Origin of the sequence: Limosilactobacillus mucosae (assembly GCF_046939755.1) — a bacterium.
In the GTDB taxonomy this organism is placed as follows: Bacteria; Bacillota; Bacilli; order Lactobacillales; family Lactobacillaceae; genus Limosilactobacillus; species Limosilactobacillus mucosae_A.
Genome location: NZ_JBKZAY010000003.1, coordinates 1 through 12,559 on the forward strand (window position 1 = coordinate 1; position 12,559 = coordinate 12,559).

Genomic DNA, 12,559 nt, shown 5'->3' on the forward strand with positions numbered 1-12,559 from the left:
TTTATTATGGAGGAGTAGCGAAGTGGTTAAACGCGACGGTCTGTAAAACCGTTCCTTCGGGTTCGGCGGTTCGAATCCACCCTCCTCCACTTATGGCGGTATTGGTGAAGTTTGGTTAACACATCGGTTTGTGGGTCCGACATGCGTGGGTTCGAATCCCACATACCGCCTCTGTTAAAAAGATCATGTTCAATTGATTTGGACATGATCTTTTTTTTACATAATTTTAGAATAAAACTGCTAGGATTTACCACATCGCGAATATGATTGTTTATGCCTCAGAACTCATCTTGATCATAATTGGGGCAATTAGTCGGACATTACGCTGATATATCTGTTTTTAGAATCAAGGTCGGTTTAGGCAGTAATGGTAATACCAGCGATTCATTGAGTAACATTTTGGATGACTATTAAGAGCAAGGCAGCGACTGATTATAGCAGATGGGTTAGGTGATCCAAGCACGATGGCTTTGACGTCTGTCGTTGTCAAGAATCATGAAACTATGAACGAATGCCGATTGGCAGAAGACAAGGCTAATGGTGTTGGTTTTTTAAATTTTATGATGACCGAGACGTTCGCAATTTTATTCGGATTTCTTAAGCTGAGGTTGACTTGATAATTGACTCATTGATATTTGGCGGGCATTGGATTTCACGCTTTAAAATTCCAATCCAGCATAATGGTGAGCTTATTTTGTTCCAAGAATTACAAGACAACTTTGCGCGCTGTCCGCAAATACGTTGATTCCCAAATGTGATCAGCACTTTGACGTTTATGCAAAACTACAGCACAACTGGCAAGGAATGTACAGTGGTCACAAGCATTCAACAAAGTAAGCGATTGATTGGCAAAGAAAAAAGCGTTTTAGGACTAATTTACGGTCTTGAGGCGCTTTTATCGCAATAAAAAATCCCGACTTTAAATGTCAAGCCGGGATTGAAATCAGTTAGAAATTAAATTCGGGAAACCAGATCTTAATTTCACGCGCTGCGCCGTCAACGGTATCGGAAGTGTGAATAACGTTCCGCAAAACGCCATCTGGCCATTCACGACCAAAGTCACCACGAATCGTCCCCCATTCAGCCTGGCCCGGATTGGTAGCTCCAGCCATATTATGAATGGCTTCAACGACATTAGTTCCAGAAACGACCATGCCGACGATTGGTCCTTCCATCATGTAAGTCAGGATTTCAGGCCAAAATGGTTTGTCGGTTTTATCGTAATAGTGGCGCTCAAGTTCGTCTTTGGTAGCATTGATCATCTTCAACGCTTCAATCCGATATCCCTTGCGTTCGATGCGAGTAATAATGTCGCCGATGTGACGCGTTTTAACGCCATCCGGTTTTACCAAAACCAAAGTGTATTCATCTTCGACCATATTAGCGGCCTCCCTTTAACAAACTATGCTATTAGCATATCATATCGGCTACTTTTGTCAAGAAATCGCTTTCAAATTAAATGATTTTTCCTTTCGTGTGGTTAAACGAAAAGCTTTCGGATTTCTAATGAAGAACTTATTTTTATGTTGAGGCTAAATGCTTGAAAATAAGACGAGAATCGGTAGAATTAAACCTGCATAGTTAGTCAGAGAATAATAACCGGTTTTAGGACAAACTGGTTAAAATTGTGATTAGATGATTGGTAAAGAGAGAATCGGCAGCTGACTTATGCTGTTGAATCAATAACGGCGAATCCACGTTCAGATTTTGGATGCGGATTCGCTGTTTTATTTTGAACTAAACTAATACAACGTAAATAATGAATTGTTGATAGTGAATTGTAAATAGTAAAAAGTTAACCTTAGGCGAAATGTTAACGAAACTTGTTGATATTAAAGCATTTCGTTTACTGTTTAATAATCTCCCTCAATGTAAATAGTGAATTGTAAATTATGAATTATGAATAATAAATTGTTGATTAACGAAAAGGTAATCACTAATATTAAGGACTTTAAAAATATCGCGGCTGATGACTTGGGTCTTGAATATTTTGCCTAATTTCTATCGCCACCAAATCTCATAATCGATTATAATTAAGACAAACCATGCGGAAGGTGAGACTATGATAAGTTTAATAATGATGTCTGACGGCTGGGGCCTTTTTTGCCTTTTAGTATTAGGCTTATTTTTGATGTTGGCAGTTGGCTTTTTATGGGGGGATTTTTGTCGACGGATGCGACGTCACCGGCTCAACGTGCTGTCGCAACGGCATCCGATCTCTTGGCAGATTCTCCCGCTGGATTCGCCCGAGGCTTTGCGCGGTTTGCGGATCTTTAATGGCTTTCACAAAACGCTTGAAGCTGCCAGCGAACATCTTGCCAATAATAATCGTGATGCAGCTAAAGGAATCATGGATCAGTATATGACACCGCTGGAATCTAAAGCTTTCTTGCGGGAATGTGAGCAGCGAGTGTATGAAAGTCGGCGCGAATTAGACATGCAATTAGATCTGGTGCGTTGTCGTGAAGTCAAGCTGGAAGGACAAAGAACGATTTTTGAGCTGACAACGCGTCAAAATGGTCACGAGCAGCGTCCCGACGGCAAACCTGCAGCTGTTAGCTATGAACGGGTTGATACGTTTGTCTGGGATGAGACTCATGAAAAAATGCTGCGAATCTGGCGGGGCGGGGCCACTGGTCAGGAACTTGAAATCTGGATCTCACAGTTCGTCTACCCCTATGGCAAATACTGGCAGCGGATGCGCAATGCTGCTTTGGCCGTTGCTGTGCTGCTGATCGTGGCTGCTTTTGTAGTCGGCATTTGTTTTGGCAGCTGGCCGATCAAGAGCTGGGAGCCAATCGTCTGGGCATGCATCATGCTTTATGTTGGCCTTGGGCTGCTGTTTTCTCCTTTGCTCAATTCAGATCGGGATATGGCAGCTGAAGAATTTGTTCGATATTTAAAACGATAATCTAATATACGTTTTATTAAAATTTGTTTAACAGTTTCATGATGGGGTTTTAATAAACCTTAAATATCGTATAATTGATTTATACTGGTAGTCAGTTAATAATGTCCTGCTCAATAAACGCAATGTCATTAAGCGCTGAGCTTGACAATATTATTAGCCATTTGAGGTCATCTGATTAGTGAGGCAATCGCTTTTGGATGGTCTTTTTTGATGTCTGAATTGGCAACGACGATTCTATATTTTCGTAATGTTAAACTAAATAGCAACAGCATTAATTTACATTAACTAAAAATAATAGATAAAATTCGAACCAATAATTAAATGAATGTTTGGCGTCAATAAAATAATGACAGCGACTAAGAAAATGATGCTGATTATAACGAGAAAGTAAAAGAAGTGGCAATTCATAGTTAGTGCCTCAAGAAAACTTGGGTTGGAAGCCTGATAAAACGATTTTAAGCAGATCTGGTAAGAAAGGCATCCATATGATAAGAAACAAAGCAGCAATCATATCTCAAATGAACTCAGATAAAAAACGGCCTGACCGCAGGAAAGTCTGCTGCCAAGCCGTATCAATGAATTTGATTTATCATGCAATTTTAGAAGAAAACAGGGCCCTAAAAATGTTTGATACGGCACTGCTTTTTATTTAGCGTCATGGTGCTGTTGCTCTTTTAACATCTGTTTGATTTCCAATAGTTCTTGATGCAGCTGCTTGTTTTCGGCATGCAGCTTGGCGATTTCTTTTTTGGTGACCTCATGCGGATTGGTAGGTTCAAAATAAGTCGTGATCGTGCTGGTCAAAAGCCCAATGATGCTGACACCTACGACCATCAGCAAAACCGCGGCAATCCGTCCCCAGAGTGTAGTCGGTGAGACGTCGCCATAGCCCACGGTTGAAACGGTTGTCAAGGCCCACCAAAAGGCCGTTGAAAATGAGACGCCCTCTGAAATGCTATACATTCCCGAAGCAATGAATAAAATCCCACAACTAAGATAAAGATAGTAGATCAGGCCATCCGTATGAAAGAATCTTTTTAAGCGTACCGTCAGGCCAACCAAGCGCAAAAGCCGTAAGACGCGCAGCATATGAAAGACGCGGGCGACCCGAGCAAAACGGAACAGCGTAAAGATTGAGTTGGTCGGGATGATTGAAAGCAGATCCCAGATATTTTCCTTGAAAAATTGAATTTTGTCTTTTGCAATTGCTAGGCGCGTAAAGTAGTCAATCACCAGGATTACCCAGATACCGCGATCGATCCAAACGTAGGGCGCTTGGCTGAGATTAATGGCGTGAGCGCAGTCAAACAGCAGCAGAAGAATTGAGATTAAAGCGATCAGTGCAATAAACAGCTGATAGAACAACAGAATTTTGTGTTTGCGAGGATTCATAGTCAATTTTCCCAATAGTATAGTAATTAGTTTTAATAATAATTCGTTTGTAGCAAGGTGACAATAGTTTAGCGCGGATCAATATTTTAATCTGAGTTGAATCTTAGCGGTTTATGATTAGTATTCCCCATGTATGTGGGGGTGATCCTCTTTCAATCGACTGCCAGCCCTGGGATTATAAGTATTCCCCATGTATGTAGAGGCAGTCTGCTCAACTGAAACTGATTGATAACTAAAATAGCGCTATATCAAGCTTTGAAGCCTGGTATAGCGCTATTGGTAGTTTTAGACTTGTTGATCAAACGTTATGCTGAAGCTTTGTTGGCACCGTGACGTTTGATCAGCCAACTGGCAACTGCAGCCAAAAGCATCCAGATCAAACCAACCAGACTGATCTTACAGCCTAGAGCCAAACCTGGTACGTGGTAGTGCAGGACAACGCGATGAGTTCCCGCAGACAGGCGCAGACCGACAAAAGCTTGGTTGGTCCGCAGCAAGGCAGTCTTTTTGCCATCAACGGTCGCCGTCCAACCAGTTGAGTATGGAATCGAAGAAGTCAGAATACCGACCCGCGAAGTCGTAATCGTTCCTGAAAGCTGATTGCGTTTGAATTTGACGTTTTTAAGCGCGTGTTTTTGAATCTGACGCACTTCTTGATTGTATTTGGTTCCCAGCTTTTCGGCAACTACTTGATACTGCCACTGATAGATCCCCAGCTTAGAAGGTTTGAGGGTTAAAGAAGATGGCATTCCCTTAGCAAAGTAGCCAATGTTCATCGTGCCGTTTTTGACTAGCTTGAAGAATGAAAGCTTGCTTTGTTTAGGCTGTTCTAAGTTTTCTGTACCTAGTCGACTGGAGATCTTAATCGCATAGCTCATATCTGGTGAACCGTTCAGAATATGGTAGCGCCAGAATTTGTACTGGTTAAAGCGATAGTTGACGATATCTCCAGGATTCGTTGACTGCTGTTCTTCGTGCTTTTGCTCATAGGCGATCTGTTGTTTCATTGAAAACGGCTGGTACTTGATCGAGGAAAACTCAACGTGCAGTTCACTGTCTTTGAGCTGTTTTTTGAATGCCTTGCTGGTCAACTGCGGCAGTTGCAGCTGATAGGTTTCCAGACTGTCAGTATATTTAAGATCAGTTGCTTTGATTTTGTTTAAGCGGTTTGAAACCAGCTGCGACTTAAGTTTGATGACATTGCCTTTCAAATTGGCAGTCTTCATTCCATTGGTGGCGCCGTTGTTTTTTGAGCTAATCGTTACCCCGCTGGCCAAGGCACGTTCCTTAGCAGTAGGCGATAGCTTCTGGTAGGTCTTTTTACTGATGTAGGAATCCTGCCAATAAAGCAGCGGAAAGGCATTATTGGTCTGATAACGATTGGTAGTGGTTGGAACCAGCTGTGTCTGATCAGTTGGATTGGCTGGCTGACCAACGTCATAGTTTATTTTAGGTTCCGTAGTGGCATCAAGGAAATAGCCGCCCGGAATCTTATTGGCGTTATCGCTGTTGCTTTGTACGAATAGATACTTGACGCCAAGGAAATTATTCAAAACGGTCCGATCATCAACCTGACGCAATGGAACGTTAGCCTGATACTGAGTATTTTGCAACGAGGTACTAAATTGTCCTAAGTACTTGTTTTGCAGTGAGTAGTATGAATCGATATTGTGCATCCCTGAGGTCAGATCATTATCTAAAAGCCCGCCAGAAGTAATCTGATTGTTGGAGATCGTGGACACCCGGAAAAACGAGCCATCGTTCAATCCCTTTTCCAAGCCGCCATAGCGATTTTGGGCAATCGACTGATACTGGCCGCGCACCAATGTACTGTTGGCGAAATTACCGTTATAAGGCGTACCGACATACAGTGCGTTGCAGGCAGCATTGGCCAAAATAATCGTAACCAGCCAGCGATCGGGATGCGGCGTGCCATGCAGATTAATGATCCAAAGCATCAACAGCGACATAATCAAAAAGATGATCGGCATAAACATGGTCGTGTCGTTTTGGAAAATATAGGTTACTACCAAGACTAAAAGATAGATGCCCGTCGCGCAGGTTAAAATCCAAAGCGTGTGCCGATCAAGTCGGGTCGCATTCTGCAAAAGCAGGCAAACCGTTATGGCAATCGGTAGGTAGATCAGCAGCGTCCAGCGATTGGAGGCCGCCATCATACCGTTGAAAAATGCCCCCACCGCCGGAATCAACAGCATAGCCAATGCCAGTGCCAGGCTGATTGATAAAAGCGGAAATTCGCGGGTTCGTGTATAAAGATAAACGATGGCGATAAAAGCGATGCTGACTAAGCCCAATGCCGACCAGAACATAAACGTCCACTGGTCACCATTGATCAGCTGTTTGGGCAAGAACAGGTAGTAGTAGAACGGATAGTGTTTAAGACCATTGGCAAATTCGGAACCGGCTCGAGTGGAGTTCATAACGGCCATGATTTCTGGAACCAAAAGGCAGGCCGCGGTCATAATACTGGTAACTGCAGCAAAGGCCAACTTAGCCAGAACTCTGCCGTAGCTAAGCGTGTGGCGATAATGAGTGGCCACGCGGAGTATCAGATAGATAAATGTACCGATTCCTAACACATAGGCTAGATAGTAATTGTTGATCAGCATCCACAAAAATGCCAGAGTAAGCGGCCAGGCTGAGCCATTTTGCAAGACACGTTCAAGCTGGACGACCAGAATCGGAAACAGAATAAAAGTCGTCATGAAAAACGGCTGGGCGATGCTGGCGTACAATAGGTATGAGTTCACCATGTAGACCACGGTACCGCCTAAGATAACGTGGTCGCGAAAAGAAAAATGACCAGCAAACCAGCAAAACGTCAAGCCGACAAAATACGTTCGTACGACGGTGATAACTTGATAGGCCAGCGTTAGCTTAGCTGCTGGGAACAGCAATGCCAGATAGGCGAAGATATCACCAATCGAATAGTAGGAAAAGACCTGGAAAGTATCGGTGCCCAGTCCCATGTTCCAAGACCACCAGTTTAATGGTCGTGTCGGATGATGGAGCCAGCCCAGCACGATTTTACGATATTCGCCAAGCAGCGGCACGTGCTGATTTAAGGCATCCTTATTCCAGATCAACGTATGTCCGGTGATAGCATAGCTGCCGAACATGCACAGCGCGATAAAGGCAAACATCAGCGTATATTTTAGATACAGCATGCGATGATCGCGCTTGTCGAATGAGAAGTTCATTGAAATTGCTCCTTAGAATAAAAAGTACACCTTTCTATTTTACTATATATTCTTGTAAACCTTGCCAGTGAAAATATTAAGGTATTTTAACGAATTGTTGGCTTTATGATCAGATTGATACGCAACCCATTCAAATCAAGCTAACCGACTGTTTAAAAATAAGATTGCCAAAAGTATGTTCGCCTGCTAAAATGTAGATGGCGAACATATGTTTTTTGAAAACTTAAGGAGGGAATCAAGATGTCATTTGCCTTGCTGTATCGATCGCTTAGCCACACGCGCTGGTATTGGTCAGTCAGCCAAAATTTCACCCAAAAAAGCGAGCGGCAGTTTATCTGGGAATCGGCTACGGATTTGGCTGCCGATTATCCTAAATTGAAATCACGCTATCCTACGCTGTTTGCCAAGAAGCGTGCCGAGGCCTTTTGGATTTATGATCTGGCGCATGATGATGCAACGAGACTATCGCTTGCTGCGGAGAGTAGTGCTGATGTACCAGCTGATGATGCAATGCAAGCAGAAACCGATACTGATAAAACCAATGCCGTTAATTCACCGACAGCTGATAATACGCTGGTTTTGCAAACGAGTACGCCAAAACAGCAGGAAAGTGATCCGAAAACGGCAGAGCATTTTGTTTTGATCGTGGATGGCCAAAACCATGCGTCCTATTACTATAGCCGAACACTTAAAAAATTTGTGGTCTCGGTTAAAGAACACGCCTCGGTCTGGGACCGGCGAGACTCCGCTATCGATGTGGGAAAAGAATTGGCAATCAAGGATTCATTTTGGCTTGGTCATGCTGAATATAACCGTACAACATTGCGATTGGTCAGAGTTGAGGATGGTGAACAGATCTGGCCGCGATTGACTGGGGATGGCTTACCAATGCCAGAGCCAGAACTGATTGATCAATTCCGCCAGAAAATCAGTGCCCATTTAGATGATGATGGTCCGGCAGCGTCAACGATGAGCCTGACTAAAGCGGCACATCATGAGGTTGAAACGATCGATTTTGAAAAATTCAATTTAAGAAAGATTTTAGGAGACGTTGACTATTTGATTGATGCATTGCGACTTAAAGCAACTGCTGAACACCAGCTGAAAGTTTTTGACCAGTCGATTCTGCAGGACTATCTGCATGTAATTGAACTGACCGAGCCTGACCAGATCGATGCGCAGCGGCTGGTTGCCAGTCTACGGTCAAACCGGTGCGCGCGGCGTCAGATCAAAGACCTTAAGATTATATTAACGGCCCTGGCTAAGTCGTTTGATGTTCAGCAGTTTTTGAACATTCTGCTGTCAGAGCCATCACTGGGCAGTCAATATTATTTTCGTGACCAGGCAACAGCTGCAAAGATAAAAGAAATGATCCATTAAAAATTGGCGATTGCGACCAACCAATAAAAAAAGCCGCCTCCAAAGAAGACGACGGTTAGGTTAATGTTCAAGGTAGGCAATCAACTGAGGCAGCTGCTGTTCCATTTCAAGCAATCCCTCATCATGAAAGCCGGCCAGTTTTTTGACGTTATTTTCAAATCGGCTGACCTTAACCGGTTTTTGTGGCGTAATGCAGTAAAGCTCATTATTTAAAAAGGCAGCGTCGATTTCGTTGCATCGCTGATTATATACTTCCGGCCGGTTGATGCCTTCTTCGGCAAAAATCGGATAGTCTTTATACTGGCGACGATAAAGCGCCTTGACCAGGGGACTGGAAGGCTTTTTGCGATATGTGGCCTCACGCGTTCTGACGACAACGATCTTGTCAAATCCTTGTTCTTTAGCCAGATCAGTCGGAATCGAATCAGCAATTCCGCCATCGAGGCAAGGACCTTGATCAGTCGGTTGCGGTTCAACTAAAAACGGCATTGAGCAGGAAGCCTTCAGAGCAGTTACCAAACCTTCACGCCGGTAGTTTACAAAGTCAATTCGCTTGCCAGTTTCAATTGAGGTTGCCACCGCTGTAAAGTTCGATGCAGAGCGCTCATAGGCATGATGATCAAATTGATGCCAGTCCCAGCCGTGATCATCAAACAAAAAGTCCAGATTGAGAATATCTTCATGATGCAGTCCGCGTTTGAGCGAAACATAGTCAGAATCATGACGGTAGCTGGTGTTGACGTGATTTACGTACCCATACTGCTTGGCCACGTAACAGGCACCGCACAATGCACCGGCTGAGACGCCAATCACGCTTTTAAACTCGATGTGATGCTTCAGCAGACAATCCAAGACGCCGGCTGTATACTGACCGCGAAAAGCTCCACCCTCCAAAACTAGTGCCGCATTGTAAAGCATTGTAATCCCTCTCTCTTCATGCATTTAATCGTATTGAATATGATTATAATAACATATCATTAAAGCAAGCAAGGATTATTAAAATGCAAAACGACCGCTAAGCCGTGGTTAAAAAGGCTTGGCGGTCGTAGAATCAGACGTTTTTATTTTGGCCGGCCTGCTTTGCCTGTGTTTCGGCTTGTTTTTGGAGCTCGCGATTGACTAGTTCCGGATCAGCCTTGCCGGGATTGAGTTCTGTGATTTTACCGGTCGCTGCGTAGATTACCCATTCGACGAGGTTAACGATATGATCGCCAATTCGCTCCAGCAGATGAATCACGGTAATGTAGTGACTGCCATCCTTGATCAGTTCGGGATGAGCGTGCATGCGGTTGATGATTTTCTCATGGACCTGTACATATTGCTTATCGACTTCCAAATCCATGTTGGCAACTGAATAGGCCGTTCTTTCATCAGTGTAGACATAGGCATCGAGCGCCTTTTCCAACATATGACGCACGGTTTCAGCCATTTCGGCGATGTCGTTTTCGATGTCTGGCCAGTGTTGGTCCATACCTTTAATACGGATGGCGTCTCTGGCGATATGAGAGGCGTGATCAGCCATTCGTTCCAGATCTGAGCTTGCTTTTAGGATGCTCATGATTGAACGAAACTCGTTTTCCTTTGGCTTTTGAATGTTCATCAGCTTAAAGGCGTGCTTTTCCAGGTAGGTTTCGCCATCATTGATCAATCGGTCGTTTTCGCCGACTTCTTTGGCTAGTGCCACATCGCGATCAATGAACGCCTTAGTTGCCTTATAAATCTGTTCGGAGGTGTTGATCCCCATTTCCATAAAACGGCCACGCAGTTTTTTTAGCTCATCGTTAAAAATCTCGTTCATATGATCTCTCTCCTTTATGGGGCTTTTTTCTTTGACTACTATACTTGTCTAATGTAAAAAATGTGTAAATATAGCGTAAAATTATCTATCTATTTTATAAAAGGCTAATTCCCAACGATTACAGACCTGTTAAAAAATTACAAGGGACACTGAAGGGGAAAATCATACGTCAAGATGATTAATCAGACCGCTGTATCGGGCAGCGGTCTTTTTTGTTACATGCAGATAGATCTCGCGCGTAATGGTGGAATCCTTATGACCTAACCGCTTTGAGATCAGCTCAACTGGCACGCCTAGCTCAGCTAATTTAGAAGCGTGCGTATGGCGGAAAATATGCGTCGACAGTGGTTTGTCTAATTTCAATTCTTGCTGAATTATGTCAAGCCGATTGTTAATTGAAGTAGGGTTGATAAAAATACCGGTTTTAGTTTGAATACTAAATAAAAGGTCATTAGGCTGCTTATTCAGACAATACTGGCGAAAAATTCTGACCGCTTTATCTGGCAGAAGAATGGTCCGGTTGCTGCTTTGAGTTTTGGGAGTGCTGCTAATTGTATACTTACTTTTGGGTTTGTAAGAATAATCCAACGTACAGTCAATTTTGACATACCACTTGCCATTTTCTTGAAAAACTTTCTTGATCTGCAGAGCGAGAATTTCACCGATCCGCATGCCAGTAAGATATTGCCACAACAAGACGTCAGCATGTACTGGATTGATTGCTCTAACAGCTTCCAGCACCTGTTTGACCTCATCATCATCAAGATACTTATTTTCAATTTTTTTCGCTGAATTATCGCGTTTCCAATTAATCTCAAGCTGACCAATTGGTGTTGCACTATAGTCATGCCGGTACGCATAGCGCATCAGCTGATTAATCTTAAACTTGATCAGACCAACGTAAGTATTGCTATATCCACGCTGATAGATCATAGCTTCCAGCATATTGACCAGATATTTATTGGTGATTTTTGATACCAAAATGTCTGAGTTGAAATTCTTTAAAATATGCACCTTGAGATTTTTCCAAGCCGCAAACGTTGAAGGTTTAACCATTTGCTGATAGTATACTTCAAATTCTTCAATTAATTCGCCGAATGTAACGCCTTCTTTGATCTGACCATCTGCAAGATGACGAAGTTTCTCTTCAATCCGCTTGTTCAGGGTCTGCTGCGCCAGCTTGCGCGTGGTATTGGTTTTCTTGTCCATCGTAATTGATACACGCGTGTACTTGAGCGTCAACGGGTTTTTAAATTGTTCAACAAACTTGACTTTGCCAGTTTTCGTGGGTTCAGTCCACATGATTGATCCTTCTTTCTATGAATTTACGGCTGCCGGGCACGCGCATAGCTAAAGGATCAATCAAAATTCTATTGATTTAATTCAATGATACTACTTTTGCCGCAACCTCGTTCCAAGGTTGGAACGAGGTTAAACAAAAAGAGGGCCATTGTTGCACTAATTTTATCATTGAGTATCTTAAATTCTAGAGTGTGGTTTGAAACCACATTCTAATAACTCAAAAGAGGTGAACGATGTGTCAGCAACTACTGAGAATACAAGCAAGGTCAAGCTGGAACTGCCAGATGATTTGAAACAGGCGATTTTAGAAATAGTAAAAGATGCAGCAGTCCAGGTGGTTGGATCGGCAACTCGGCGCGATGAACAAACGTGGCCAGAGTATATGAATAAGCAGCAGGCTGCAAAATACTTGAATATTTCCGTAAACACGCTGCAAAACTGGATCGCAGATGGCGATATACCGTTCGTCGTTGTTGGCAAAATGGTGCGGCTGAATCGCCACCAGCTTGATGCCTGTATGTTAAAAAAGACATTAAAGTAAAATGACGCAAAGTC

At 43.2% G+C, this 12,559-nt stretch carries 9 protein-coding genes and 2 tRNA genes; 5 read left to right on the forward strand and 6 right to left on the reverse strand.

What is annotated here, in order from left to right; translation table 11 throughout:
* Positions 1–8: 8 nt before the first annotated feature.
* Together ACLUWI_RS01715 and ACLUWI_RS01720 are read left to right on the forward strand one after the other, a co-directional pair.
* Positions 9–89: transfer RNA gene (locus tag ACLUWI_RS01715), tRNA-Tyr, on the forward strand.
* 6 nt (positions 90–95) lie between these two features.
* Positions 96–170 (forward strand) — tRNA-His (locus ACLUWI_RS01720).
* Positions 171–947: 777 nt separating this feature from the next.
* Here ACLUWI_RS01720 and ndk read toward each other — a convergent pair.
* Complete coding sequence (gene ndk / locus ACLUWI_RS01725) at positions 948–1,379, reverse strand: nucleoside-diphosphate kinase (RefSeq protein WP_412145906.1); 432 nt, start codon at positions 1,377–1,379, stop codon at positions 948–950.
* A 683-nt stretch (positions 1,380–2,062) separates the two neighbouring features.
* Between ndk and ACLUWI_RS01730 the strand changes: the two genes are divergently transcribed.
* Positions 2,063–2,911: a hypothetical protein gene (locus ACLUWI_RS01730; protein ID WP_412145907.1), complete on the forward strand. Its 849-nt coding sequence runs from the start codon at positions 2,063–2,065 to the stop codon at positions 2,909–2,911.
* A gap of 645 nt (positions 2,912–3,556) precedes the next feature.
* On the opposite strand, the gene ACLUWI_RS01735 is transcribed toward ACLUWI_RS01730, so the two are convergent.
* Both ACLUWI_RS01735 and ACLUWI_RS01740 read right to left on the reverse strand, forming a co-directional pair.
* The gene (locus tag ACLUWI_RS01735) at positions 3,557–4,303 is read right to left on the reverse strand and encodes a potassium channel family protein (RefSeq protein ID WP_412145908.1); all 747 of its coding nucleotides are present in this window, start codon (positions 4,301–4,303) and stop codon (positions 3,557–3,559) included.
* A gap of 305 nt (positions 4,304–4,608) precedes the next feature.
* Positions 4,609–7,524, reverse strand: a complete 2,916-nt coding sequence (locus tag ACLUWI_RS01740) for a YfhO family protein (RefSeq protein WP_412145909.1) — start codon at positions 7,522–7,524, stop codon at positions 4,609–4,611.
* A gap of 240 nt (positions 7,525–7,764) precedes the next feature.
* Between ACLUWI_RS01740 and ACLUWI_RS01745 the strand changes: the two genes are divergently transcribed.
* Positions 7,765–8,904, forward strand: coding sequence for a hypothetical protein (locus ACLUWI_RS01745; protein WP_412145910.1), 1,140 nt, complete (start codon positions 7,765–7,767; stop codon positions 8,902–8,904).
* A 60-nt stretch (positions 8,905–8,964) separates the two neighbouring features.
* Here ACLUWI_RS01745 and ACLUWI_RS01750 read toward each other — a convergent pair whose 3' ends face one another.
* The 3 genes from ACLUWI_RS01750 to ACLUWI_RS01760 all read right to left on the reverse strand — a co-directional run bounded on the left by ACLUWI_RS01750 (position 8,965) and on the right by ACLUWI_RS01760 (position 12,004).
* Complete coding sequence (locus tag ACLUWI_RS01750; RefSeq protein WP_412145911.1) at positions 8,965–9,822, reverse strand: patatin family protein; 858 nt, start codon at positions 9,820–9,822, stop codon at positions 8,965–8,967.
* Between the two features lie 133 nt (positions 9,823–9,955).
* Positions 9,956–10,702 (reverse strand): phosphate signaling complex protein PhoU, encoded by a 747-nt coding sequence (gene phoU / locus ACLUWI_RS01755; protein ID WP_412145912.1) that lies wholly within the window; start codon positions 10,700–10,702, stop codon positions 9,956–9,958.
* Positions 10,703–10,864: 162 nt separating this feature from the next.
* On the reverse strand, positions 10,865–12,004 hold the full coding sequence (locus ACLUWI_RS01760) for a tyrosine-type recombinase/integrase (protein ID WP_006499531.1): 1,140 nt from the start codon (positions 12,002–12,004) through the stop codon (positions 10,865–10,867).
* A 235-nt stretch (positions 12,005–12,239) separates the two neighbouring features.
* Between ACLUWI_RS01760 and ACLUWI_RS01765 the strand changes: the two genes are divergently transcribed.
* Positions 12,240–12,545 carry a helix-turn-helix domain-containing protein gene (locus ACLUWI_RS01765; protein ID WP_034540347.1) on the forward strand — a complete coding sequence of 102 codons (306 nt, stop codon included), beginning with the start codon at positions 12,240–12,242 and terminating at the stop codon, positions 12,543–12,545.
* The last annotated feature ends 14 nt before the right edge of the window (positions 12,546–12,559 follow it).

Bases quoted from the DNA above. Each gene is read 5' to 3' on its own strand.
- ndk (WP_412145906.1), bottom strand. From the start codon at position 1,379: ATGGTCGAAGATGAATACACTTTGGTTTTGGTAAAACCGGATGGCGTT.
- ACLUWI_RS01730 (WP_412145907.1), top strand. From the start codon at position 2,063: ATGATAAGTTTAATAATGATGTCTGACGGCTGGGGCCTTTTTTGCCTT.
- ACLUWI_RS01735 (WP_412145908.1), bottom strand. From the start codon at position 4,303: ATGAATCCTCGCAAACACAAAATTCTGTTGTTCTATCAGCTGTTTATT.
- ACLUWI_RS01740 (WP_412145909.1), bottom strand. From the start codon at position 7,524: ATGAACTTCTCATTCGACAAGCGCGATCATCGCATGCTGTATCTAAAA.
- ACLUWI_RS01745 (WP_412145910.1), top strand. From the start codon at position 7,765: ATGTCATTTGCCTTGCTGTATCGATCGCTTAGCCACACGCGCTGGTAT.
- ACLUWI_RS01750 (WP_412145911.1), bottom strand. From the start codon at position 9,822: ATGCTTTACAATGCGGCACTAGTTTTGGAGGGTGGAGCTTTTCGCGGT.
- phoU (WP_412145912.1), bottom strand. From the start codon at position 10,702: ATGAACGAGATTTTTAACGATGAGCTAAAAAAACTGCGTGGCCGTTTT.
- ACLUWI_RS01760 (WP_006499531.1), bottom strand. From the start codon at position 12,004: ATGTGGACTGAACCCACGAAAACTGGCAAAGTCAAGTTTGTTGAACAA.